The following is a 25559-nucleotide window of genomic DNA, read 5'->3' as shown; positions in this document are numbered from 1 at the left end:
CCGGTTTGTAATAATCTGACAACCTTCAGGAAAAACCGTTACGGATTGTTACAGCCAGGTAAACCACCGCTTCCAGCTGCCTTCACGCTTTTCGCGAACTTCCTGCGACTGCGCCTCACGGTAATTGTGATAGGCAGCGAGGCTCTTTTCCTTGGCATGGTCGGCAACTTCAGGCACATCCTTGAAGTTCTTCATAATGTATTCGTAACGATGCCAGGCCGGACCGTACTTTTTCATGTGCCAGAACACATCGGCAATATACAGTTCGTGTTCGGCCATGAGCTGACGGCACGTGCGCATGTGCTCTTCCGCGCTCTTGGAATACGGAGAGTCGGGGAAGGTCTGGCGCAAGCGGTCAAAGTAGTCGTAAGCTTCCTTGAGTTCTGTGGTGGCCCTGTCGATGGAGCGGAACTGCTTCATGAGCGACATGCCAGTCTGGTACAGGACATAGGGAATGGCTTCGTGGCGAGGATGCAGCGACTCGAAATCTTTGTAGGTTTCGGCAGCAAGCTCATATTCCTCGTCAAGGAAGTAGGCATCTGCAAGCGACAGTTCCGCATCAACCGTGTACGGGCTGAAGGGATACGTATCGCGAAGTTTGTTGTACAGCTCCACGGCGCGCACGTAGTTTTTCTCACTCATGGCGTCATTGGCGGCTTCAAAAACCTCCTGGGCGGTGTCTTCCGCCGGCGGCAGGTAGATCATATCAATGATGCCGCAACCGGAAACCGCAAACATGCTTATGACAAGCAAAATGGAGCGAAGCAGTTTTTTATGCATGGAGCTGTTCCAAAAATACAAACGCCGCCTGCGCGGCAGTTGCGCCGTCACCGGCGGCAGTGATTACCTGACGACAAAGCTTGGAGCGAATATCACCGGCTGCGAAAACGCCCGGAATGCTGGTGCGCATTTCCGTATCGGTGATAATGAAACCTTGCGCGTCACGTACGACCTCTGCGGGCAAAAAGCCGGTGGAGGGTTCATATCCCACGTAGACGAAAAGCCCGTCTACGGGCAAATGACGTTCCTCTCCGGTCTTCAGTTCCTTAACCGTCAGACCTGTCAGCTCGTTTTCGCCGTGCAAACGGCTCACAACGCTGCTGCGCAGGATCTCGATCTTGTCGCCATAGGCGTCAAGCTTATCCTGATAAATCTTGTGCCCGCGGAATTCATCGCGGCGATGGATAAGATAGAGCTTTCCCACAATCTTTGCAAGATAAAGCGACTCTTCCAACGCCGAATTACCACCGCCAACAACCGCCACGGTCTGATTGCGAAAGAAATTGCCGTCGCAGATGGCGCAATAGGAAACGCCATGACCGCGCAGCCGGTCTTCGCCCTCAAGTCCGAGCGGCTTGTGGTGCGCTCCGGAACAAACAATGACCGTCTTGCCGATATAATCCACGCCTCCGGCGCGAACAACAAAACGCCCAGCCGAACCGGCTACGGATTCAACAGCTGCAGCTGGCCGGTCAACATCAAGGCCGGTCAAATGCGCTTCAAAAAGATCCGCTAGCTCATAACCCTTAATGCCCTTGGGAAAACCGGGATAGTTTTCCATGGCCTCAGTCTGCAAAATCTGACCACCCGCTGCCAGTTGCTCGGGCATAAGCACCGAGCAACCAGAGCGGGCCAGATACATTGCTGCCGTAATGCCAGCGGGGCCGCTGCCTATGACTACGGCATCATATTCTTTCATGCCAGAGCCTTTGTATCAATAAGGTCTTTCAGGGCAGCCTTGGTGACAGCTCCGGTGATCTGCTCTACCGTTTCACCCTTTTTGAAAAGGACAAGAGTCGGGATAGCGCGGATGCCAAACTTGGTGGGCGTGGCCGGATTTTCGTCCACGTTCATTTTTACGACACGCACCTTGCCATCATACTCAGTGGCCAGTTCGTCAATAATGGGGCCAACAGCGCGGCAAGGACCGCACCAGGGAGCCCAAAAATCGAGCAGAACCGGAAGATCGGACTTGAGCACAACGCTTTCAAAGGTGGCGTCAGTGACCTGTTCAGCCATAACTATCTCCTTACGTTGCTTTGTATCGCTCCACGGCCACTATTGGCCTGTGACGCGAACAGAAGCGCATTTAAAGTGTATGCTTCTGTATTGACTAAGAGTAGATACCAATGTGCTCTCTGTCAAGACAATCTCTTGTTTTGCATGGTCTCTTGACACTTTCAGCACAAGCTACACAACATGTCATCGGGTATGATTTTGCCACGGGGTATGGTTTCCATACGCAAATCATGACTGAAACCCCGTGCGCCCAAGAGCCATCCAGCATGGGCAATCATTGCGGCATTATCGGTACATAACAGGGGACCGGGAATATAAGCCTGGCCTCCCCTGCCTTGCATGAGCTGTTCAATCCGTTCACGCAAGAGTGAATTGCAGGCTACCCCGCCCGCCATCAGCAGTGTTGTAACACCGGGGTTGCGGTCAAGCGCCCGAGCCATCTTGGCGCACAAGGTATCCACAACAGCCAGATTGAATGAAGCGCAATAATCCTTAAGCGCTTGCGGCGCATGGGCAATATCCGTCAGCGGACGAGGCCATTCCTGCCCCGCCAACTGATGCGCGGCAAGGCCCGTTGCGGCGGTCTTGAGGCCGCTGAAGCTGAAATCCAGATTGTCATTATCAAGATAAGGCCGGGGAAACATGGTTGGCGTGGCATGCCCTGCCCTGGCCAGAGCATCCATAAGCTTGCCGCCAGGATAAGCCAGACCCAGAAATTTGCCAACCTTGTCAAAAGCTTCACCAGCAGCGTCATCAAGAGTGCGCCCAAGGAGGCGGCAATCCCAAGGCGATTCAAGCCGGTAGATGTGCGTGTGCCCGCCCGACACCAGCAGACCAAGGGCCGGAAAATGCAATTTCTGCTCCAGCCCTACTGCCAGAAGGTGCGCATGCAAGTGGTTGATCCCAAGAAAGGGTTTGCCAAGGCCAAGGGCCAGCCCTTTGGCAAAGGCAACGCCCACCAGCAGGCTGCCAAGCAAGCCTGGGCCACGCGCCGCTGCCACAAGATCAATATCAGAATTGGCCTTGCCGCTGCGCCGCATCAGTTCGTCAAACAGCGCGCCCACAAAGCGGTAATGCTCGCGCGAGGCAAGTTCCGGCACCACTCCGCCAAACAGGGCATGCACATCGGCCTGGCTTGCAAGCACGGCATCCACAAGCCGCCCGTCTTCAACCAGCGCCAATGCGGTTTCGTCGCAAGAACTTTCAATTCCCAAACACAACATGCGGTTCGCCATTTACGGTCAAAGGCCGGTACAATAAGGCAGCCACCGCAAACCCGCGGGGGCTGCCGCAAAAGCTATCTGCCCGCGTGACGGGCGTAGATTTTTTCCACAGCCTCAACATCCAGCTTCGAGCCTATGTACAGAGGCGTGCGCGCATGGAGCTTGTCCGGCACCCTTTCAAGAATGCGCCCATGCCCGTCGCTCGCCTTGCCGCCAGCCTGTTCTGCAAGAAAAGCCAATGGGTTGGCCTCGCACATCAGGCGCAGTTTGCCATTGGGCTTGTTGGCATCGGGCGGATACATGTAGATACCGCCGTTGATGAGCGTACGGTGAAAGTCGGCCACCAGCGCGCCCACGTAGCGCGAAGAATAGGGCTTGCCGTCCGAAGTCTCGCAACCGTGGAACCAGTTGACGGCATCGCGGGCTGGCGCATCCCATTTTTTCCAGTTGCCTTCGTTGACCGAGTAAATGTGCCCCTGCTCGGGAATGCGCATGTCAGGGTGAGACAACAAAAATTCGCCCACACCGGGATCAAGGGTAAAGCCGTGCACGCCCTGCCCTGTGCTGAGAACCAGCATGGTGGAAGGGCCATACAGAATATACCCAGCCGCTACCTGCTTGATGCCGGGTTGCAGCACTTCATCCAGCGCAACCTCGCCGGTATGACCTTCGGGCCTGCGCAAAATAGAGAATATGGTGCCGACATTGATGTTCACGTCAATATTTGTCGACCCGTCCAGTGGATCAAAAATAAGAATATAGTCCCCGCGCGGAAAATCCTTGCTCACGCGTACAAGTTCAGCTTCTTCTTCCGACCCCATTGCGCAGAGAGCGCCGCATCGCTCCATGCGATAAAGCAGGATGCGGTTGGCGATGGAATCCATCTTCTGCACATCTTCACCCTGAACGTTCACTTCGCCCGTGCCGCCGAGGATATCAAGCAGGCCAGCCTTGGCGATACGACGGGAAATGCTTTTTCCCGAAAGGATCAGGTCGTACAGAAGACCAGTAAACTGGCCCGTTGCCTGGGGGCTACGCTTTTGATGCAGCAGCAGGTGTTCCGTAACCGTGATGTCAGCCATTGGGGGCTCCTTACAACATCCAGAAAATTGAGAGGAACAATTGAGCCTTTACCCCTGAAAAGGAAAATCGCCAAGTTAGCTAAAAACTTTACGAATCTTCCGCCGCAACAAAATTGCATGCCAAAACTGGTTGCCTGCGTGCGGACTTTTCAGGTTGCACATCTTCCAAAATACTTGCGCCGCCTCGGGGCGGCGCAAGTTTAATCCAGAATGCGTCAGTTCCGTGGCCCGAAGGGGCTTGGCCGCCCACCCGGCAGTGCCGCTGGCTCTTCGCCAGCCGGAGCTGCGGAATCAGGCTTGGCAGCTGCCGGGGCCGCAGCTGGCGCCGCAGCCGGGGCATCGGTCTTGCCGCTGCCTGCGCTGCCGGTGTCGGCAGGCTTTGCAGCGTCATCGCCGTCCTTGGGGCCAAAGGGGCTGGGACGTCCCCCAGGCAAGGTAGTGGCATCGTCATCAGGCGCTATGCCAAGGCCGACAGGCGGCTTTTCCTTGCCCTTGGGTGCAGAGGTGCTGGGTGCGCGGTCAACAGAGGCATTTTCACCTGCAAGCTGACGTTCCTGCACTTTGCGGCGTTCGGCATTTTTACGCTTAAGCAGCATGCTGTCTTTGCTGCCGGGCTGAATGTCCGCCCCGCCAGCAGGCTTGGCAGAAGGCTGATCAGCAGTGGCTGTGGCCTGTTCAGGCGCAACGTCCACGTTCAGGCCTTCTTCAAAGCGGTTCTTGTTCTTGCGCACTTCGTGAGGCGGCGGGGTAAGCTTGGGGCGATCCTTCGGGAAGAATGCGAGCCCCTGCTCCACACTGCCATTGCCCTGCGGGAAATTGCCCGACTCGGCCACGGCAAAGACCAGAGGCACATTACCCAGAAAGCGCACATTATAATAGAAGGTGCCGTTCACGTTGGTGCAGGTGCCAGAAGTACTCTTTGCGCTCACTTCGTCCCAGTTCACGCCAGCAAGCGGGGTCGAGGCGAAATCATACTTTCCAGGCCAGAGCAATGCCTGCGGTGAAAGAATGACCACGTCCTGCGGCGTTTGGGAGTATTGCATGAGCGAACGCATATCGAAGTTGGCAACAACAACACCGAGGAATTCCGTTCCGTCATAGAGCGGAGAAGCAAGCAGAATTTCAGGCCCAAAGGACGAGTTCTGCACATCGGCGCGCAGGGCGCGTGTGCTCTGCTTTTTGTCTTCGTAAAGCAGCGGAATGAAATCCAGCGGCTTCATGGGATTGGCAGGTTCCTGACCCAAAATGGTGCCATCGTACTTTACCCCTGCAAAACCACTGACCCAAGGGAAGGAGGTAAGGAAGGAAGCAAGCCACTCGCGCGTCGGCGGCTTATCGGCATTGAGCATCGTCCGTTCAAGGCGGCTCAGCTCAACGTCAATACCCATCATGCTGTGCGTGAGGGAAAGCGCCTGGGGCGAAAGATTGCCCTTTTCTTCAAAATCCACGGTGGCCGGGGGGCTCACATAGCTGTTCCACAACGACTTTGTGGATTTCCAGACGTTCTTAGTGGGCTGGTATGAACTGCAACCCGTTACAAGAGATGCAGCAAATGCCAGCAAAAAGAAATAACGCACATATGATTTCAACACAGTGTTCTCCCTCATTAACTGTGCGCCCTGGCTTCGACACGTTCAGCCAAAGCTTCAAGCATGCTTATCAGCTTGTCCTTGCCGCTGGCATGTTCTGCCGTTGCAGCGGGTTGGACAGGATCTACCGTCTGGGCGTTGCCCAGTCGCGCAGTCAACGTAGTAATGCGCTGACGCAAATCAGCGCTTTCTTCCGGATGTACCGCTGCGGCAGCAAGCTCATGGTAAATATCAAGTGCGCCCTTGATGTCACCCTGTTCTGCCAGCACTTCGGCCATAGAGCGGGTACGCAGCGAAAAACGCTCCTCCCCTTCATCTGCATCGTCTACAACAACAGCTTCGGACTGGGTGACCGGGGCAGCATATGCGGCATACGCATCTGCGCCGCGAGCCAGCATGGAAGGAGTGTCTTCCGATTCTGCTGGCAGGGCCTCATCGTCCGCCATGGCAAGATCAGGATCAAAATCAGTAGGATCGTGAGCGTCAACGTCATCAATGTGAGCATCAGCATCAAGCGGGGCATCCGCGTCATGCATGGCGGTTACCAAGCCGGGAGCAGTTGCCAGAACGGGAGCGGCAACAAATTGCTCAGCCGCTTCTGCCCCGGTCGCTGCGGCCCCAGTTGCTGCCGGATTTGCAGCCGTTGATGTCGCTGCAAATGCCGCCTCATGTGCGGATGGTCCAGCAGCAGGGATGGCGGCCTCGGAACGCGCCTGCAAATTGGCCCCAGCGCCAGACAGGGAGGCCAGCCCCTGGTTGATGACTTCGTGCAATGATACCGGACCCTTTGAAAAATTAAGGGCCAGAAAACGCAGCACGGCGGCAGTATCAGGCGCATCGCCGGCAGCATTGATGCAGGCGGCCCATGCCTGCCAAAAGCCTGCATAGGTAGAAAACATTTTTGTCAGCCTGCCCACCTGCTTTTCGCAGGCTTCGAGCCGATTGGCGGTGTGCAGCAGCTCTATGAGAAAAAGCCTGGCTTCAAGAAATTCCTCGTGCCGGGCAAGCCCCTGCTCCAGAATTTCAACGGCTTCTTCTGTGCGTCCAGCCTCGGAAAGCAGACGCGCCAGAGGGAAAAAGACCTTGGAATTGGGCTCAAGCTCCAGGACTTCTTTATACCATTCAATTTTTTCCGTCATGGTTTCTGCTCCCGCCCCGTTTTCGCCACCTCGCCAAAAAGATAGAGCACCTCATTATCGCGAATATAGTGGAGGCGCTGACGAATGACTTTTTCCATATACTGGCTGTCGGACTGCAAAAGGCGAATTTCACGGCTCAGAGAGAGGTTTTCCGCATCAAGGCTTGCAATCTGCTTTTCAAGCTCGGCGTACTGGTGCTTGAGCTCACGGTATTCAATAAGGCCGGTGGGTCCCCAGACCATGCGGGCAAAAAACACCACATTAACAAGGCCCAGCACAACCAGAATAAAGGTACGCCAAAACATTACTGCAGCAGCCGTTGAGGTTGAGAACCGTTACCCGCTGAAAGACGCAGTTCAGCCAAAAAAGTGGCCGTGGCCTTTTCAAGCCGCGTAACGTCTTCTTCCGCAAGGTTCATCTGGTCTACCTGATGCAGATAATCCTTGAGGGTGTTCAGTTCCTGATCAAAGTGACGGCCCCAGACCCCGGCGCGCATGTCGGGCTCCAGCTCCAGAATGGTCTGGATGCAGTTTTTCAGGCGGATCTGCAACGTACTCATGCGTTGTTCCCGTTAGCCTGCCTGTTTACGCGTGTTGCGGTAAAAATCATAGCAATAGTTGGCCCCTGAAACCACGGCCAGCACCAGCGCTATATAGAGCAGCACAAGGCCAAGCAACCGCAGATCCATGCCCCACAAGGGATAATGCAGGGCAAGAGGCACAATGGCAAAAATCTGGAGCACAGTCTTGGCCTTACCGAAGTTGTCGGCGGCAAGCACGATGCCCTCGTCAATGGCAATAGCGCGCAGGCCTGTGACCACAAGCTCGCGGCATACAATAATGATAACCACCCAGGCGGGTGCCCAGTCCAGCTTCACAAACATGATCAGCACCGAGCAAATCAGCACTTTGTCGGCCAGCGGGTCCAAAAACTTGCCCATGCTGGTGACCATATTGGAGCGGCGGGCAATATAACCGTCTGCCCAGTCGGTAAGGGAGGCAAAAATAAAGGCCAGAGTAGCCAAAATGCAGGTCATCGGGCCTTCAAAATAGAGCAGCAAAACAACCAGAGGGGTCATTAAAATGCGTAACAGTGTAATTTTATTAGCAAGATTAAGCATTCTTCCTCTCAGGCGCTCCGTGCGAATTTTTTAAAGCGTTACCACAAAAGAACACGGGAGAAAAGGAGAAAAAAGCTCCCCCGGCGACCGTGCACCAGCCGCCAGGGAAGCCTGCATTCTATCGGGCAAACCTGCAGGGGCGCAACTAGCTGCGCGAACCGGCAAGGGCTTCCAAGCTGCCGTCGGCGGCAGCGGCAATTGAATCTGCCAGGCTAAGAAAGGCTTCCTTGGCTGCGCTTTCCGCTTCAAGGTACACCACAGGAATACCTTTGTCAGCCGCAACCACAGTTGTGGGATCCAGCGGCACAGCGCCGAGGAACTTGAGCCCGTAGCGCTTGGCCAGATCTTCGCCGCCGCCCTTCTTGAACAGGTCGATTTCCTGATGGCAGTGCGGGCACACGAGGCCGCTCATGTTTTCCACCACGCCAAGCACGTTGGAGTTGGTGTACTGCAAAAAGTTGATGGCCTTGCGCACGTCTGCCAGCGAAATTTCCTGCGGGGTGGTCACAACCACGCACAGGGCATCGGGAATGGACTGCATGACGGTCATGTGCTCATCGCCCGTTCCTGGAGGGGAGTCAATGAGCAGAAAATCAAGGTCGCCCCACTTCACGTCCGCAATAAACTGCCGGATAGCCGAAGTTTTTTTGGGGCCGCGCCACAGAATGGCCTGATCCTTGTCTTGCAGGAACGTATCCATTGAAATGACGGAAAGATTCTCGTCATAGGCGGCAGGAATCATCAGCTGGGTGGCTTCGTCAATCTCAACCGTGCTGGTAAGGCCGAGCAGGTTGGGCACGCTCGGGCCGTGCATGTCCACATCAAGAATGCCGACTTTGAACCCGCGCCGCGCCAGCGCAGCTGCGGTGTTGACGGTCACGGAGCTTTTGCCCACCCCGCCCTTGCCGCTCATGACAAATATCTTGTGGCGTATATGGCCCAAGCGGTCAGCGATTACGCGGTCCTGCTTGGCCATAGGGTCATTACACTCTCCATTGCCGCCATTGCTCTTTGCACTGGAGCAAGAGGATGCAGAAGAACAGGATGAACAGGATCCCATGACATCTCCTTCAATTGTAGCGGACGCTTACGACGGCGTATCTACCAGCCGTGATCGCCCACCAGATCTACAAAAACTACCGGCCCCAGGTCTTCGGAGCTAACGCGCCCCTGCTCTTTGCGCACGCGCACAAGGCGCTGCGTACGGGGCTTTGACCCTACAGGGATAAGCATGATGCCGCCCTCGTCAAGCTGATCAACAAGAGGACGCGGCACTTCCGGCCCGCCGGCAGTAACGATGATACGGTCAAATGGCGCGGCTTCAGGCATGCCAAGCGTGCCGTCACGCCGCTGCATGTGGATACCCCTAAGTCCCAGTTGCCGCAAGAGCCCTGAAGTAATTTGATACAGCTCGCGCATGCGCTCAACGGTAAAGACCGTGCAGCCAATGGTGGCAAGCACTGCGGCCTGATAGCCGGAGCCGGTGCCGACCTCAAGCACGCGCATCCCCCGCTGCACTTCAAGCAGCTGGGTCATCAAGGCAACAATGTAGGGCTGAGAAATGGTCTGCCCGTAGCCAATGGGCAAGGGAGTGTCTTCGTAGGCCTGGGAGCGCAGCGCTTCCTGCACAAAAAGATGGCGTGGCACAGCAAACATGGCCCCCAGCACCGCCGGATCGCTGATTCCGCGCGCTTCAAGCTGCTCGCGTACCATCCTGCGCCGCAGACGTTTTGGGTCCACGGACGGAGAAGGCTCGCGGGGCGTACCCCCAGCCGCAGAATATTTGCTGTACTGCATACTGCGGAAGTGAAAACAGATTTTTCCTGCCAAGTCAATGCGCCATCGGGGAGGCTTGCAGAGATATCAAGACAAGTTCCAGACTTTCCCTTGAAACTTGCCATTCTTTATGCAACCCTTCGGGAAGCGAGAATGAGGAGTCGGCAATGCGTAAAAGAAGTTTGTTTTCATCGGTACTAGGTATTATAGTGGTCGCCATTCTGGTTTTAGGCGGCTATACTTTTTTTAAAGATCTTGAAGGCCCTGCTGTTGATATTACACCAAATACAGGCAGGGTTTCAGCCGCAAGCGTCCTCAAGGTCCGTATGAAGGACCCGTCAGGCATCCGCTCCATTACAGTTGGCGTGCGAAAGAACAACGTCCTCAACGTCATCTACAGCAAGCACTTTGACCAGTATATTCCTGAACGCGAAGTGGATGTCCCCATGAAGGACGCCAACCTGCGTGAAGGTGCTTTTGAGCTTGAAATCCGGGCCACGGACGGGTCACTTGCCGGTTTTGGTCAGGGCAATACGCGCACCGTCCAGTTGCCTATGCGCTTTGATACGCAGCCGCCGCGCATTTCCGTCAAAACTCTGCCCCCCAACGTGCGCAGGGGCGGCACTGCCGTGGTGCGTTATACTGTTGATAAAGAAGTGAGCAATAGTGGCGTGCTTGTTGCTGGCTACTTTGTGCCCGGCTACATGCAAAAAGACGGCAGCTATATCTGCTTTTTCCCTTTCCCGTACACAATGACCGCCAGAGACTACAAGAACAGCGTTGAGATCACGGCCACAGACCTTGCGGGCAACGTCACCAAAAGCCACCTCACGGTCATGTCCTTTGAAAGAACGTTCAAGAGCGACAGCATTGAAGTGACGGACAACTTTCTGATGGCGGTTGAGAGCAAGCTGCGCGACTTGGCCCCCGATGCCACAAACCCGCTGGAGTGCTACCTGTATATCAACAATCAGGTGCGCGCCGCCAATGTGCAGACCCTGCGCGAAATTGGACGGGACACTGCCGCGGCCATGCTGTGGAGCGGCGTTTTTGAGCGTTTGCCGCGCTCTGCCCCGCGTGCCGGATTTGGCGACCACCGTTTCTTCAACTATCAGGGCAAGCCCGTGGGCGAATCCTATCACCTGGGATTTGACCTTGCTTCGGTGCGCAATGCCGAGGTACCCGCCGCCAACAGCGGCCGCGTGGTCTTCTGCGGCAACCTTGGCATCTACGGCAACCTCATTGTCATTGACCACGGCCTGGGCCTCATGTCCATTTACTCCCACCTCAACGATCAGATGGTTAAAGTGGGCGATGTGGTGCAGCGAGGCCAGCTCATTGGCCATACCGGCAGCACAGGCCTTGCCTTTGGCGATCACCTGCACTTTGGCATTCTTGTGGGCGGCGTGGAAGTGACCCCTCTTGAGTGGCTTGACCCCAAGTGGATCAAGGACAACGTCACAGGTCGCATTGATGCTTCCATGACGCAACAGTAGTTGCCGCAGCAAAGTATAGTTTAGCGTTTCAATATCCCTTTTTACTCCCGCTGATAAAATTACGGCCTGTAGATTTTGAACCGTTCCAAGAGTGGATGGTTTAAAATCAGCAGGCCGTAATTTTTTTATGCAAAGGGGCTTGAATTCTTTTCACGTTCAAGTGTAGCCTGAATTTATGAAAGAAAGTAAATAAGTTCTACTTCAGCTTTATGAAGACATCAGGCCCAAATCACATAAACCTGTTTCATGTGAGGACTTGTTCGTGTCTCCACCACTCTTTTATCTCGGCCTTGATATTGGCTCCACCACAGTAAAACTGGCGCTGCTGAACGGCGACGGCTCTGTTGCCGAAACCCGCTACAGCCGTCACGGCACGGCAGTTCGCGCCACCATGGCAGCCCTGCTTGCCGAAGTCTCCCGTCTCTACCCTTCCGCCACCGTGCGCTGCGCCATGACAGGCTCCGGCGCTCTTGATCTCAGCAATCAGCTCTCCATCCCCTTTGTTCAGGAACTGCTGGCAACAGCCCGCGCCATTTCCTATGCTGCGCCGGATACTTCCGTGGCTGTGGAACTGGGCGGCGAAGACGCCAAGCTGCTCTATCTGGGGCAGGATGTGGAACTGCGCATGAACGAATCGTGCGCGGGCGGCACCGGGGCCTTCATCGACCAGATGGCCCGTCTGCTCAGCACGGATGCGGGCGGCCTCAATGATCTGGCGGCAAGGCATTCCACGCTCTACCCCATCGCCTCGCGCTGCGGCGTGTTCGCCAAAACGGATATTGTGCCCCTGCTCAACGGCGGCGTACCGCGTGAAGATATCGCGGCCTCCATCTTTCAGGCGGTGGTGGAGCAAACCATCGGCGGGCTGGCCTGCGGCAGGCCCATTACCGGCAAGGTTGCCTTTTTGGGCGGGCCTTTGCACTTTCTGCCCGAACTCAAAAATCTGTTCATCCAGAATCTTGATCTTGCGGAGGCGCACATTGCGCACCTGCCCCATGCCCAGTGCACAGCCTCCATTGGCGCTGCGCGTTGCGCCATGTCGCTTGAAGAACACGAAACAGACGCCAAACTGCTCGATCTGGCCGATCTTGCCCGGAGCACCAGCAGCCTTTCGCACGCGCCCAAGGTCGCCGCAGAAAAAATTCTCCCTGCCATGTTTGCCGACAGCGCGGAATACGCGCGCTTCTGCCAGCGCCACGCAACAGCCAATGTGCTGCCCTCCGCAGATATCCGGCAGGCCCGGGGACCACTGTTCCTGGGGCTGGATCTCGGTTCAACCACGGTCAAGGCCGTGCTGGTAGACAACGAACAGCACATCCTTGATTCCTGCTACGCTTCCAACGGCGGCAATCCGTTACAGACCCTGCTGCCCCCGCTGGCAGACATGCTTGAGCGTATCCCTGACGGCGCATGGCTTGCCGCATCCGGGGCCACGGGCTACGGAGCGCATCTGGCAGAATCCGCCCTTGGCGTGGATACAGTGCTGGTGGAAACCCTGGCCCATTTCAAGGCGGCCACGCGCCTTGTGCCAGAAGTCAGCTATGTCATAGACATAGGCGGCCAGGACATGAAATGCCTCAAGGTGGATAACGGCGTTATCAGCGACGTGAGCCTCAACGAGGCCTGTTCCGCTGGCTGCGGGGCTTTTCTTGAAAGCTTTGCCAAAGGCCTTGGCCTGAGCATGCAGGAATTTGTGGATATTTCCCTGTACGCCGCGCATCCGGCTGATCTTGGCTCGCGCTGCACGGTTTTTATGAATTCGCGCGTCACGCAGGCCCAGAAAGACGGCTTGCAGATTGCCGACATTGCGGCGGGGCTTTGCTATTCTGTTGTGCGCAATGCGCTGGACAAGGTGTTGCGCATCAAGAATGTGGCAGAACTGGGCGAACATGTGGTTGTGCAGGGCGGATCTTTCCTCAACGATGCCCTGCTCTGCGCCATGGAGCGCACTCTGGGGCGACATGTGCACCGCCCTGCGGCTTCCGGCCTTATGGGCGCATACGGCGCGGCCCTTGAATCTCTGGAAAAGGCAGAGTGCGTCAGCGTTCGCTCTTCCATCACAGCCCCGCTTATCCGTGGTTTGGCCATGCGTACGCGCAGCTTTCGCTGCCGCGACTGCGGCAACAACTGCCTGCTCACAGAAACGCGCTTTTCGCACGGTTCGCGTCACATCGCGGGCAACAGGTGCGACAGGTTCAGCGAGGCGCACCGTGGCGCAACCGTCACAGCTCCCAACCTTGTGGCCTGGAAAAACCAGCGCCTGTTCCGCTACGAACCGCTGCCCCTTGAATCCGCGCCGCGCGGCAGGCTGGGCATCCCCAGAGTTTTGAACGTCTACGCGCACTATCCTTTTTGGTTCACCCTCTTTACTTCGCTGGGATTCCGGGTTGAAGTGTCGCCGCCTACCAGCCGCGCCCTGTTTGCGGCTGGCCTGTCGTCCGTGCCCTCCCAAAGCGTATGCTACCCAGCCAAGCTGGCGCATGGTCATGTGCTGGCCCTGATTGAAAGCGGCATCAAGAGCATTTTCTTCCCCTGCATACCGCGCGAGGCGCAGGAATTTGCCGAAATGTGCGATTCCTTCTCCTGCCCGGTGGCCTGCGGCTATCCGCAGGTGGTGCGCGAGAATCTGCCGGAACTCAAGGATGCCGGGGCCGTCATGCACTCGCCCTTTGTAAACCTCACGCACACGGCCTCGCTAGTGCGCAACCTCTGCCGCGAATTCAACCTGCCGAGGGGCGAAGTACGCTCCGCAGTACGGGCTGCGCGGCACGAACAGGCGCACTATCTGCGTGAACTGCGCGCCGAGGCGGGACACATCTATGCCGAAACCCTGCGCAACAAGGGCGTTCTGGTGTTTCTGGCCGGCCGCCCCTACCACGCGGACCCGCAGGTGCACCACGGCCTGCCCGACTTCATCGCCTCGCTGGGCGCTGCGGTCATCAGCGAGGACGCCATGCCCCGCAGCTGGACAGGCCACCGCATGTCCTTTCCCCTGCGGGCGCGCAATCAGTGGACATACGCCGCCCGTCTCTACCGGGCGGGATTGTGGGCCTGCGAGGCAGACCACGGCGCCGCGCGGGTGGAACTCGTGCAACTGACTTCCTTTGGCTGCGGCATAGACGCCATCACTGCCGACCAGATGCGGGAGCTCATGCGCGCCCATGGCAAGCTGTATACCCTCATCAAGATGGACGAGGGCAATGCCCTGGCCTCTGCGCGTATACGCATCCGCTCGCTGCTGGCAGTGAGCCGCACCAGGGCTGGAGACAGCACAGCAACCGCAGTTTCCCACGCGCCGCCGGTGTTCAACAAACGTGATGCGGCCACGCATACCATTCTTGTGCCGCAAATGGCCCCGCTGCATTTTCCGCTCATGACCCAGGCCATCGCGGGCAGCGGACACACCATCCAGTTGCTGCCCACGGTGAACGCAGAAGCCGTGAGTCTGGGGCAGGCCTATGTAAACAACGATGCCTGCTACCCGGCCATCGTTGCTATTGGGCAGCTATTACAGGCTCTGCGCGATGGCGGGCTTGATCCACGCCGCACGGCCCTGCTGCTTTCGCAGACCTGCGGCCCCTGCCGGGCCAGCAATTATCCGGCTCTGCTGCGCAGGGCGCTTATGGAATACGGCTACGACCCGGTGCCCGTGCTCACGCTCAATGCTTCGGGGTCAGAAAGCCAGCCCGGCCTGCGGCCTGACCGCGCCCTGCTCTGGCGCATGCTGCTTGGCATGCTTGCTGGCGACATGCTGCAAAGGCTTTCGCTGTTTACAGGCACCTACGAATGCCATACAGGGCAAACCGAAGACAGGGTGCAGCACTGGCTGCAAACCCTGATCCCGGTGGTGCGCAAGGGGGATGAAACCGCTCTGCGGCACCTGCTGCCCCGCCTCGTGCAGGATTTTGCCTCCATCCGCACAGCACTGTCCCCCAAGCCACGAGTGGCTGTTGTGGGCGAAATCCTGCTGACCTATCATGCAGACGCCAACAATCACATTGTTGAGCAGATCAGGCAGGAAGGCGGCGAACCGCTCTTGCCGGACTTTGCCAACTTCATGCTCTACTGCCTGCGCGATGCCGTGTACGACTGGCGTTATCAGGGCGGCAGCGCCTGGGCTGCGCTGGGCAATGGACTTGTGATGCGCCGTATTGAAGGTGTGCGCCGCTACATGCGCGGCGCGCTCAACACCTCGCACCTGAGCGCCCACGTCATGCCTGTGGCGCATATTGACGATCTGGCCCGGCTGGGCGAAAGCGTCATGTCCCTTGGCAACAGCGCTGGCGAGGGCTGGCTGCTGCCCGCAGAAATGCTGGAGTTTCTCGAACACGGCACAAACAACATACTCTGCCTGCAACCCTTTGGCTGCCTGCCGAATCACGTGGTGGGGCGCGGCGCGTTCAAGGCCGTTCGCCGTCAACGCTCCGAGGCCAACATCATGGCGCTGGATTACGACCCCGGCAGCAGCGAGGCCAATCAGCTCAATCGCATACGGCTTTTCATGGCTATCGCCAGAGAGAAGGAAAAGGAAAGGGAAGAAGCCGCCCGGCATGCCCGGCACACCTATGCGGGCACAATGGGAAGCGACAGAGCCTACTGGCAGCAATAAACCGCAAAAAACCGCCCGCTGGAATCATCCCGGCGGGCGGTTTTATATTATCTGCACAAAATCACATCATGCCCAGCAAATTATCTGAAGCATAAGGGAACAAAATGCCTGTTCCAGCTACGCTGAAAAAGGCTATTCTTCGCGGGGGGGCAGTTCCCTGCCGCCTTCTTCAAGGCGTTGCAGGAACTTGTCACGGCATTCATAGCTACAGAAACGGTGAACTTTTTCACCGTCGCGCACGGAAATAGAGCCGTCAACGGCCACATACGCGCCGCATTCGGGGTCTTTGACCATCTCGCCCGCGGCAACCTTACGCTCCATTTCAGCAGCGCTTTCCTGCTTGCTTTCCTTCTGCTTCTTGTTCAGATCATTGGCAAAAAGGCGATACAGGGCGTAGCCCGCCAAAATCAGAATGAGCCACTTTACCATTTGTTATGCTCCTTAATCCCGTGGCACGGGTCGCGTAAGGCTGGAGTGCAGCCCTTTCAGGCATATTAAAGCCGTGGAAGACAATATCACAGAGGGCGGCACCAGTCACTGAAAAATTCTGTCCCCTTCCACGCGGCAGACTGTACGCGCCAGCCAATCTCTTACGGGCAGACCGTCTACAACGATCAGAGGCGCGATATCAAGCAATGGCCGCATGACAAAAGCCCTCACCGTCAGGCGTGGATGCGGCACAAGACAATGGGGATCGGTGCTCCGCTCCTGCCCAAAAAGCAGCAGGTCAATATCAATCACGCGCGGCCCAAAACGCAGTACCGGGTCAGGGCTGCGCACCCGCCCAAGCCTGGCCTCTATGTCCAGCAAAGCGTCCACAAGGCTGCAAGGCCGCCAGTTATCGCCGGGAAAAAGCTCAACCACCTGGTTGAGAAACCAGGGTTGCTCCGTATATTCCTGCGGTTCTGTCCGGTAGACGGGTGATACTGCGCCAATGCCCATTTCCGGCAGTGTGGCCAGGGCGTCCAGGGCTGCTGCAAGTTTTTCTGCCGCGATGTCACAGTTGGAGCCAAGGCTCACATAGGCCCGCAGCTTTGTTTGATCTGCCATCAGGTTTCCTTCAGATAGGTTCAGCCCGCTTTTTAGCAAGGTTTGCAGCATATCTTTTTTCGCGGAAAGGATAAAGCCCACCGCATGCAACGCATCCGGGCGGTTTTGATTGCAAAAGGCTTGCTCCGTTGCAGTAAGGCGGCTAGCATGGGCGCATGGCACATCCACGCACCAAAGCCCCTGCCCTGGCAACCCTTTTACCACTGTGGCGGGATTTTTTGCTGGCCCAGCGCGGCCTTTCGCCCAATACGGTTGAAGCCTACGGGCAGGATCTGGAGAGTTTTTTTCTGTACCGGCAGGAGCTGGCTCAGGGCGCGGCGGAAGAATCCCTGCCCGACCCCGATGAGCAGGAGATTTTTCTGTACCTTGCCTGGCTGCGCGCACGGCAGAACACAGGGCGCACCCTTGCACGGCGTCTTTCTGCCCTGCGGGCATTTTTCGCCTTTGCAGTTGAAGAAGGCAGGCTGCGTAAAAACCCCGCTGAATTGCTGGAAAACCCCAAATTGCCCCAGCACCTGCCGGAGGTGCTGACAAGGGACGAAATGGAATCCCTGCTTGCCCAGCCAGACCTGCGCGACAAAAGCGGCAAGCGCGACCGCTGCATGCTTGAGCTTCTGTACGCCGCAGGCCTACGCGTTTCTGAACTGTGCACCATGTGCGTGCCGGATCTTGACCTGCAACGCGGCCTTGTGCGCGTGTTTGGCAAGGGTTCCAAAGAAAGGCTGGTGCCCCTGCACGACCTGATGCAGCAAATGCTGGCAGACTATATCAGCGCATGCAGGCCCCTGTTTGCGCCCACAGGCAACCAGCTTTTCGTCAACCGCTCGGGCCGTGCCCTGACGCGCCAGTACGTGTGGAAAATGGTTAAAAAGTATGCGCTTGAGGCGGGCATCCGACGCGCCATTTCACCGCACACGTTCAGGCATTCCTTTGCCACGCACCTTCTCGAGGGCGGCGCAGACCTGCGCGCCGTGCAGATGCTGCTTGGGCACGCCGACATAAGCGCCACAGAAATTTATACCCATGTGCAGGCCGAACGCCTGCGCGGCATACACCATCAATTCCACCCTCGGAGCCGCCAGTGATCCCTGCGCCGGAAACGACCCCACAGGCGGCATCCGCCGAAACCACAACTGATCAGACTGCCTCCGTACAGGCAGCGTCCGCCCCTGCGGAACAGCATACAGCCGGGACAACGCTCATCACCTGCCACGCAAGTGCAGATTTCGACGCCTTTGCAGCCATGCTGGCGGCGCGATTCCTTTACACCCCGCATGTGCTGCTCTTTCCCGGCACGCAGGAGCGCGGCCTGCAAAAGCTCATTGCCGGGCTGGACACGGCGACGCTGGGCATTGTGGAAACTTCGGCAATCCCGTGGGATTCCATAACCCGCCTTGTGGTTGTGGATACCCGTCAGCGTGGCCGCATTAGCCATGTGGCCCAATTGCTCGACCGTGATGACGTGACCGTGGAACTGTGGGATCACCACCCGGATTCTACGGACGACATCACAAGTCCGCATACGCACATGGCGCACATCGGCTCTGTCACAAGCCTCATTGTACAGGCCATTTCGGAGCGTGGCCTCAGTCTCAGCGCGGACGATGCCACCCTGCTGGGCCTTGGCATTTATGGCGATACCGGCTCTTTCACCTACTCTTCAACCACGCAGGCCGATTTTATGGCGGCTGCATGGTTGCTCGGGCAGGGCATGGATGTGAACCGCATTGATGCTCTGGCGGCCCACGAACTCACAAGCCTGCACATACAGGCCCTGAACAGCCTGCTGGAATCCACCCAGACGTACAACATCAACAATGTTCAGGTAACGCTTTCAGAAGCCGCCATGGAACATTATCTGGGTGATTTCGCCTATCTGGCCCACCGACTTATGGAAATGGAAAGATTCCCGGTGCTGTTTGCCATCGGGCTTATGGACGACCGCATTCAGGTGGTGGCCCGCAGCCGCAATGAGGCCATCAACGTAGGCGACATCTGCGCGGCCCTTGGCGGCGGCGGGCATGCCTACGCGGCTTCGGCCTCCGTGCGTACCATGACGGTGCATGAAGTGCGCGATATGATTTTGCGCCACCTCTACGCCCAGGCCTACCCAGATAAAACAGCGCGCGAATACATGTCTTCGCCAGCCGTAGGCATTGAGGCCGCCGCCACCATTCATGAGGCAGATGAACTCATGCTCCACTTCGGGCTCAAGGCCGTACCGGTCTTCATGCCCGATACCCGCCAGTGCATCGGCCTGCTGGATGCCCTCACGGCCTCGCGGGCCAGCGCCCACGGCCTTGGCGCATCCACGGTTGAAGACTACATGAGCCGCAGAATCACCACACTGCCGCCAGACGCAACGCTCAAGGATCTGACCACCACCATCGTGGGAGGCCGCCAGCGCCTTGTGCCCATTGTGGAAGACGACAAGGTTATCGGCGTGGTCACGCGCACAGACCTTATCAATGTTTTTGCGCAGGAGCCGGGCCATATGCCGGAACCGCGCACCACCAGCGGCAAGGAACGCAACCTTGGCAAGCTCATACAGGACAGACTGCCCCTTGCCAGCCGCAACATGCTGCACCTTGCGGGCAGGCTGGGGAGGGAGCTAGGGCTGCCAGTATATGCCGTGGGCGGCTTTGTGCGCGATCTTCTGCTCCAGCGCCCCAACCAGGATATTGATCTGGTGGTGGAGGGCAACGGCATAGCCCTTGCGCGGGCACTGGCAAAAGAACTCAACGGACGAGTGCGCGAGCACCAGAAGTTCCTCACCTCTGTGGTCATTTATACCGATGCCGCAGGGGCCGAAGCCCGCATCGACGTAGCCACGGCGCGCCTTGAATATTATGAATACCCTGCGGCCTTGCCCACGGTTGAGCTTTCGTCCATCAAGATGGATCTGTTCCGCCGCGATTTTTCCATCAACGCCCTGGCTGTACGGCTTGATTGCGAGCCGTTCGGCCAGTTGGTGGATTTTTTCGGCGGCCAGCGCGACATCAAGGAGCGCGTCATCAGGGTGCTGCACACACTGAGCTTTGTGGAAGACCCCACCCGCTGCCTCAGAGCTGTGCGCTTTGAGCAGCGCTATAACTTCCACATCGGGGCAGGTACGGAAAAGCTCATCAAGAACGCCCTCAAGCTCAAGCTCATGGACAAGCTCTCGGGCTTTCGGTTGTTCCACGAGTTCCAGCATATCTGCGATGAGGAAGACCCTTCTGCCTGCATTGCGCGTCTTGACCAGCTCGGCGTGCTCGAGGCGGTTTCTCCCCTGCTGTCGCTCAATCCCACGCGCAAAAACCTGCTGCTGCGGCTTCAGGAGACGCTCACGTGGTACAGGCTGCTGTATTTTGAAGAGGCTGCCCAACCGTGGCTGGCCTTCTTTCTGGCCCTCAACCACAACATGAGCTATGCCGATACGGCAAATCACTATCAGCGCATGGGCCTGCCCGAACCCCGACGGGCCGACATTTTGCGCCAGCGCGAGCACATGCGCGTGGTGCGCGGCAAGCTGGAGCCGTGGCAAAAAGACCATGAGGCAGGCAAGGAGAGCATCAGCGCCCTGTGCGCCCTGCTGCGGCCCCTTTCGCTCGAATGCCTGCTCTACCTCATGGCAGACACAAGCAATGCCGCCCTGCAAAAAAACCTTTCGCGCTACATTACCCAGTGGCGCAAAGAAAAGACGGATGTGAGCGGCGAAGACCTGCGCATCATGGGGCTGGAACCCGGCCCCGCCTTTGGGCGCATTCTGGACGCCGTGCTTGCAGCCAAGCTTGACGGCACGGCCGCAACGCCAGAGCAGCAGATGGATCTGGCGCGCAGCCTCGTGTGCAGTATCGCTGCAAAATCCGGCAATGGGAATGAAGAACAAACCAGTCGGAATTCTTCACTTGCCCAGCGTTTATAAGAGGTGTATAGAAACCAACTATGAAACAACTATGGGCTCCATGGCGCATTGAGTACATTCTTGGCCCCAAGCCAGACTCCTGCGTGTTCTGCCTCCCCGAGCATACGGCGGATGACGAGCAGCGCCTGGTACTGCACAGAGGCCGGATGGCCTTTGTCATCATGAACAAGTTCCCGTATAATAACGGGCATATCATGGTGTGCCCATATCGGCACGTTATGCTGCTGGCTGACCTCAAGCCGGAAGAAACCCATGAAATCATGGATCTTTTACAGCAGTGCACTGTAATCTTAAAGCAGCACTTTAACTGTGAAGGCATCAACATCGGCCTGAACCAGGGGCAGGCAGCGGGCGCGGGCATTCGCGAACACCTGCATTTTCACCTGGTGCCGCGCTGGACGGGCGACTCTTCATTCATGGCAGTGTTTGACGAAGTGCGCACCATGCCCGAACACTTGAGCCGCACCTATGCGGCACTGAAACCGTATTTCACGAATGGCGCGGCCAATGGCAAGCAAGACCGCGCCGCTTCCACGCCCGGGCAGGAAGGTTGCGGCTCGTAAGGGCTGCATGACCTTGTGGCGGGGATTGTCTTTTTCGCAGGGGGCGACAAAGACCGGCTGGAGAGCGCGATGCTGTGCCCTCTTGGGCGATGCGGCATTCTCAAAAAGCCCGTGAAGTTTTTTTGAGATAGCTTTATTTAGCCTGAGGAGTATGTCTATGCGGTATATCAAAGTATTTTTGCTCGCCATCCTCTTTTTCCTCGCTCTTGTGTTCTTTTTTCAGAACCAGGGCGCGCTCTCCCAGAGCATGGTGCTCACGCTCAACCTGTTCTTTATTCCCGCCATGTCTTCCATTGCCCTGCCCTTCTATTTTCTGGTCATCGCGGCCTTCGCCTGTGGCGCCTTGATGACTCTGGGCTTTCTGGTGTGGGACAAGGTCAATCTGACCGCCCGCCTGATGAAGCAGAAATGGCAGATCAGCAGCCTTGAGCGCGAACTGGAAAAAACCAAGAAAAAGCTTGGCGCAGACACAGCCCGCGCGCAGTTCTTGAGCAAGAACGGCAAGGCCGACGCCCAGCCCGCGTCTGTGGCCCCCGTTGCCGCGACTGCTGCTGCCACCGAAGAATCACTGGTTCCGGATCCTGACAAGCAGCACTAGACGTTTCTCAATCCGCTTTGTGGCGCTGTTCGGCTGAGGGTCTGGGCAGCGCCACAATTTTTTTATGGTTGCGGTAAGCCGCAACCGTCACCATCACCCCAAGAATTATTATGTCTGAAGCCCCCGCAAAACTGACCCCCATGTTTGAGCAGTACATGGGCATCAAGGCCGAACACCCCGATGCCCTGCTGTTTTACCGCATGGGCGACTTTTATGAACTGTTTCTTGAAGACGCCAAGGTCGCGGCCCGCGAGCTTCAGATTGCCCTCACCAGCCGCAGCAGGGATGCAGAAAACCCCATCCCCATGTGCGGCGTGCCGTGGCATGCGGTGGAGGGTTACGTGGCCCAGCTCATCGACAAGGGCTACCACGTTGCCATCTGCGACCAGACAGAAGACCCAAAAGCCGCCAAGGGGCTGGTCAAAAGGGCCGTTACGCGCGTCATCACGCCAGGCACCGTGCTGGAAGACGCCAACCTCGCCAGCAAGAGCCATAACTTTTTGGGGGCGCTGTGCCCTTCCGCCTCCGGTGGAGCTGGCGGCCTTGCCTGGGCGGATATTTCCACGGGCCAGTGGTCTGGCGTTGAGTTCAAGCGCGAAGCCGAACTCTGGCAGTGGGCGCAAAAACTCGCCCCGCGCGAACTGCTGGTGCCGGAAGGGGTCGAGCCGCCCCAACGGTGCATTCTGGAAGGTATAAGGCTTGTGCGCATGCCCGCGCCCCAGTTTGACCTCAAACGCGCCACAGAGCGCGTTGTGGCCGCTCAGGGCGTGCGCGAGGCTGGCGCTCTTGGACTGGAAGGCAAGCCGGAGCTCATGCGTGCCTGCGGCGCGCTGCTGGTCTATCTGAGCCAGACGCAGATGCGCAACCCCGACCACCTCATGCCCTTTGCTCCGCTTGATCTTGGCCGCCGCCTGCTCATTGACGATGTGACCGAGCGTAACCTTGAAATTTTTTGCCGCCTCAATGGCCGCAAGGGCAAAGGCACCCTGCGCCATGTGCTGGACGACACCATGACCCCCATGGGCGGCAGGCTGCTTGAAGACATGCTGCGCCACCCCTGGCGAGAGCTTGCCCCCATCACCCGCGTTCAGGACGCTGTGGCCTTTTTTCATGCGGACGATGTTCGCCGCGCCTCACTGCGCGAAGCTTTGAAAAATGTCTACGACCTGGAGCGGCTCTCCACGCGCATCAGCCTGAATCAGGGCGCGCCGCGCGATTTTATTGCCCTGCGCAACAGCCTTGCGGCCCTGCCGGATGTGTATGCCGCCCTGCACGGGGCAGGAACGCCTTTCGGGGCGAATTCTGACACAACTTCCGCTCCTGCGGGGCAGATGCCCAAGAGCGTTGCCGATGTGGTCAAGTCGTGGGACAACATGGAAGACTGCGCGGCCCTGCTGCAAAGCGCCCTGGTGGACAGCCCTCCTGCGGTCATTACCGAGGGCGGCCTGTTCAAAACCGGCTATAATGCGGAACTTGACCGCCTGCTTGATCTGGCGGAACACGGCGAACAGAAGCTCCAGAACATGCTGGCCGAGGAACAGGAAAAAACGGGCATCAGCAAGCTCAAGCTGGGCTTTAACCGTGTGTTCGGCTATTATTACGAGCTCACGCGCGCGGCTCACAGCGGCCCTGCGCCCTTCCATTTTATCCGCCGCCAGAGCCTTGCCAATGCCGAGCGCTTCACCACTGTGGAGCTGAAAGAGCTTGAAGAAGAGCTTCTGTCTGCCGCAGACAAGCGCAAGACGCTGGAGTACTCGCTGTTTCAGGATCTGCGCACCCACATGGCCGCCCAGCGCGAACGCATCATTCACGCGGCGGATATGGTTGCCCAGCTCGACTACTGGCAGAGCCTCGCGCAGGTGGGCCGCACCAACAACTGGTGCAGGCCGGAGCTTGACGCGGAAGCCAATCTGGACATCCGCGAGGGGCGGCACCCTGTGGTTGAAGCCATGCTTGGCCGCGCCAACTTTGTACCCAACGATTTTCGCCTTGATGCCGGACGCCGCCTCTGCCTGCTCACTGGCCCCAACATGGCCGGTAAATCCACCGTGCTGCGGCAAGTTGCCATCATCAGCCTTCTGGCGCAGATGGGTTCCATGGTTCCTGCCAGCGCCGCCCGCCTCGGGCTGGTAGACCGCCTGTTTTCGCGCGTGGGCGCATCAGACAATCTCGCGCAGGGTCAGAGCACCTTTATGGTGGAAATGATGGAAACGGCCCGCATTCTGCGTCAGGCCACCCGCCGCAGCCTTGTGATTCTGGACGAAATTGGCCGGGGCACCAGCACCTATGACGGCGTAGCCCTGGCCTGGGCCGTGGTGGAAGACCTTGCTAAGCGGGCTGGCGGCGACTTGCGCACCCTCTTTGCCACCCACTACCACGAGCTGACCGCCCTGGAAGGCCGCATTGCGGGCGTGTTCACCATGAACATCGCCATCCGCGAATACAACAACGATATTCTCTTTCTGCACAAGCTGGTTCCCGGCCCTTCAGACCGCAGCTACGGCGTGGAGGTGGCCCGCCTTGCGGGAGTGCCCGGCCCCGTGGTGCAGCGGGCCAGAGCCATCTTGCAGGGACTTGAACGCGGGCGCGACAACGCCAGAAAAACCGTGGTTTCTGCGGTCTCCCTGCCGGGCCTGAGCCTGCCTGAGCCAGCAAAAAAAGATCCGGAGCTGCCGGAAATTGCCGCCGCGCCGCCGCGCTCGGAACACCCGCTTGTGCTGCTGCTGCGCGAGCTGAATCCTGACGAGCTCAGCCCGCTGGACGCCCTGCGGCTGCTCATGGAATGGAAAAAACTGTGGAGCGACAGCCCGGAATCTGCCCCGCAAACAGACGCTCTGCCGCCGGACGAGGATAGTCATGAGTGACGCCAATCCCTGGTCTGTCATCCAGCTTGTGGCGGAACGCCGCATTGAGGAAGCCCTGTCGCAAGGGGCCTTTGACAATCTGCCCGGCGCTGGCAAACCCCTTGAGATTGAAGACCTGAGCCATGTGCCGGAAGACATGCGCATGGCCTACAAAATATTGCGCAATGCTGGCTGCCTGCCGCCAGAGCTTGAGGAGCGCAAGGAACTGAACAGGCTTGTTGATCTGCTGGAACGGTGCGAAGACGAGCAGGAACGCGTGCGCCAGATGCAAAGGGTGCGCTTTATGGTCACCCGGGCCAAAATGCGCTTTCAGCGCCCCATGCAGATTGAGCAGGACGACCCCTATTACGACCGCCTGCTGGACAGATTGTCCGCCAATCCGCGCAAGGCGGACTGACGGCGGTGACAGGTGTAACACCGAACACAGGAGCTACCCAGTCAATTCACTATAATTATCCGACTTTACGTACTTATAACTTTTAGAATGACTTAATGCGCCTTGTTATAAAAGGCACAATCTCCAT

The 25559-nt window shown here is 57.9% G+C and carries 22 protein-coding genes; 8 read left to right on the top strand and 14 right to left on the bottom strand.

Going from position 1 to position 25559, the window contains the following annotated elements:
• Nucleotides 1-48: 48 nt before the first annotated feature.
• The 12 genes from ACUZ9P_RS11280 to ACUZ9P_RS11225 all read right to left on the bottom strand — a co-directional run bounded on the left by ACUZ9P_RS11280 (nt 49) and on the right by ACUZ9P_RS11225 (nt 9885).
• A complete protein-coding gene (locus ACUZ9P_RS11280; protein WP_192111853.1) occupies nt 49-780 on the bottom strand; it encodes an outer membrane protein assembly factor BamD in 732 nt (243 codons plus the stop codon).
• Nucleotides 773-1699: a thioredoxin-disulfide reductase gene (gene trxB, locus ACUZ9P_RS11275; protein WP_449249774.1), complete on the bottom strand. Its 927-nt coding sequence runs from the start codon at nt 1697-1699 to the stop codon at nt 773-775. The genes ACUZ9P_RS11280 and trxB overlap by 8 nt, the downstream gene beginning before the upstream one ends.
• Nucleotides 1696-2019, bottom strand: coding sequence for a thioredoxin (gene trxA / locus ACUZ9P_RS11270; protein WP_192111854.1), 324 nt, complete (start codon nt 2017-2019; stop codon nt 1696-1698). The genes trxB and trxA overlap by 4 nt, the downstream gene beginning before the upstream one ends.
• 161 nt (nt 2020-2180) lie before the next feature.
• On the bottom strand, nt 2181-3242 hold the full coding sequence (gene tsaD, locus ACUZ9P_RS11265; RefSeq protein ID WP_449249773.1) for a tRNA (adenosine(37)-N6)-threonylcarbamoyltransferase complex transferase subunit TsaD: 1062 nt from the start codon (nt 3240-3242) through the stop codon (nt 2181-2183).
• Between the two features lie 74 nt (nt 3243-3316).
• On the bottom strand, nt 3317-4324 hold the full coding sequence (fbp, locus tag ACUZ9P_RS11260; protein ID WP_449249772.1) for a class 1 fructose-bisphosphatase: 1008 nt from the start codon (nt 4322-4324) through the stop codon (nt 3317-3319).
• A 215-nt stretch (nt 4325-4539) separates the two neighbouring features.
• Entirely contained in the window at nt 4540-5916 is a 1377-nt protein-coding gene (locus ACUZ9P_RS11255; protein ID WP_449249771.1) for a hypothetical protein, read from the bottom strand.
• Nucleotides 5917-5930: 14 nt separating this feature from the next.
• Nucleotides 5931-7052: a tetratricopeptide repeat protein gene (locus ACUZ9P_RS11250; protein ID WP_449249770.1), complete on the bottom strand. Its 1122-nt coding sequence runs from the start codon at nt 7050-7052 to the stop codon at nt 5931-5933.
• Nucleotides 7049-7357, bottom strand: a complete 309-nt coding sequence (locus ACUZ9P_RS11245; protein WP_240824406.1) for an FtsB family cell division protein — start codon at nt 7355-7357, stop codon at nt 7049-7051. The genes ACUZ9P_RS11250 and ACUZ9P_RS11245 overlap by 4 nt, the downstream gene beginning before the upstream one ends.
• Nucleotides 7357-7611, bottom strand: coding sequence for a hypothetical protein (locus ACUZ9P_RS11240; protein ID WP_022658717.1), 255 nt, complete (start codon nt 7609-7611; stop codon nt 7357-7359). Before ACUZ9P_RS11240 ends, ACUZ9P_RS11245 begins: the two co-directional genes overlap by 1 nt.
• Nucleotides 7612-7623: 12 nt before the next feature.
• On the bottom strand, nt 7624-8172 hold the full coding sequence (gene pgsA / locus ACUZ9P_RS11235) for a CDP-diacylglycerol--glycerol-3-phosphate 3-phosphatidyltransferase (RefSeq protein ID WP_449249769.1): 549 nt from the start codon (nt 8170-8172) through the stop codon (nt 7624-7626).
• Between the two features lie 145 nt (nt 8173-8317).
• On the bottom strand, nt 8318-9232 hold the full coding sequence (locus tag ACUZ9P_RS11230) for an Mrp/NBP35 family ATP-binding protein (protein WP_298997350.1): 915 nt from the start codon (nt 9230-9232) through the stop codon (nt 8318-8320).
• Between the two features lie 41 nt (nt 9233-9273).
• Nucleotides 9274-9885 carry a protein-L-isoaspartate(D-aspartate) O-methyltransferase gene (locus ACUZ9P_RS11225; RefSeq protein ID WP_298997549.1) on the bottom strand — a complete coding sequence of 204 codons (612 nt, stop codon included), beginning with the start codon at nt 9883-9885 and terminating at the stop codon, nt 9274-9276.
• 230 nt (nt 9886-10115) lie between these two features.
• Here ACUZ9P_RS11225 and ACUZ9P_RS11220 point away from each other — a divergent pair, with 230 nt between their 5' ends.
• Both ACUZ9P_RS11220 and ACUZ9P_RS11215 read left to right on the top strand, forming a co-directional pair.
• Nucleotides 10116-11444 carry a M23 family metallopeptidase gene (locus ACUZ9P_RS11220; protein WP_449249768.1) on the top strand — a complete coding sequence of 443 codons (1329 nt, stop codon included), beginning with the start codon at nt 10116-10118 and terminating at the stop codon, nt 11442-11444.
• 262 nt (nt 11445-11706) lie between these two features.
• On the top strand, nt 11707-16053 hold the full coding sequence (locus ACUZ9P_RS11215) for an acyl-CoA dehydratase activase (protein ID WP_449249767.1): 4347 nt from the start codon (nt 11707-11709) through the stop codon (nt 16051-16053).
• Between the two features lie 132 nt (nt 16054-16185).
• Here ACUZ9P_RS11215 and ACUZ9P_RS11210 read toward each other — a convergent pair whose 3' ends face one another.
• Together ACUZ9P_RS11210 and folK are read right to left on the bottom strand one after the other, a co-directional pair.
• Nucleotides 16186-16482, bottom strand: a complete 297-nt coding sequence (locus ACUZ9P_RS11210) for a transcriptional regulator (RefSeq protein WP_298997344.1) — start codon at nt 16480-16482, stop codon at nt 16186-16188.
• Between the two features lie 105 nt (nt 16483-16587).
• Complete coding sequence (folK, locus tag ACUZ9P_RS11205; RefSeq protein ID WP_449249766.1) at nt 16588-17103, bottom strand: 2-amino-4-hydroxy-6-hydroxymethyldihydropteridine diphosphokinase; 516 nt, start codon at nt 17101-17103, stop codon at nt 16588-16590.
• Nucleotides 17104-17258: 155 nt separating this feature from the next.
• Here folK and xerD point away from each other — a divergent pair, with 155 nt between their 5' ends.
• The 6 genes from xerD to ACUZ9P_RS11175 all read left to right on the top strand — a co-directional run bounded on the left by xerD (nt 17259) and on the right by ACUZ9P_RS11175 (nt 25432).
• Entirely contained in the window at nt 17259-18188 is a 930-nt protein-coding gene (gene xerD / locus ACUZ9P_RS11200; RefSeq protein WP_209817508.1) for a site-specific tyrosine recombinase XerD, read from the top strand.
• Between the two features lie 116 nt (nt 18189-18304).
• Nucleotides 18305-21010, top strand: coding sequence for a CBS domain-containing protein (locus ACUZ9P_RS11195; protein ID WP_449250255.1), 2706 nt, complete (start codon nt 18305-18307; stop codon nt 21008-21010).
• 20 nt (nt 21011-21030) lie between these two features.
• Entirely contained in the window at nt 21031-21573 is a 543-nt protein-coding gene (locus ACUZ9P_RS11190) for an HIT family protein (protein WP_192111865.1), read from the top strand.
• 157 nt (nt 21574-21730) lie between these two features.
• The gene (locus tag ACUZ9P_RS11185) at nt 21731-22171 is read left to right on the top strand and encodes a LapA family protein (protein ID WP_449249765.1); all 441 of its coding nucleotides are present in this window, start codon (nt 21731-21733) and stop codon (nt 22169-22171) included.
• A 110-nt stretch (nt 22172-22281) separates the two neighbouring features.
• The gene (gene mutS / locus ACUZ9P_RS11180; RefSeq protein WP_449249764.1) at nt 22282-25035 is read left to right on the top strand and encodes a DNA mismatch repair protein MutS; all 2754 of its coding nucleotides are present in this window, start codon (nt 22282-22284) and stop codon (nt 25033-25035) included.
• Nucleotides 25028-25432, top strand: a complete 405-nt coding sequence (locus ACUZ9P_RS11175) for a DnaJ family domain-containing protein (protein ID WP_298997329.1) — start codon at nt 25028-25030, stop codon at nt 25430-25432. The genes mutS and ACUZ9P_RS11175 overlap by 8 nt, the downstream gene beginning before the upstream one ends.
• The last annotated feature ends 127 nt before the right edge of the window (nt 25433-25559 follow it).

The sequence above is a fragment of the Desulfovibrio intestinivivus genome (assembly GCF_053570665.1).
Note: the sequence above shows the minus strand (reverse complement) of the source record. Positions and strands in the feature narration are given on the sequence as shown.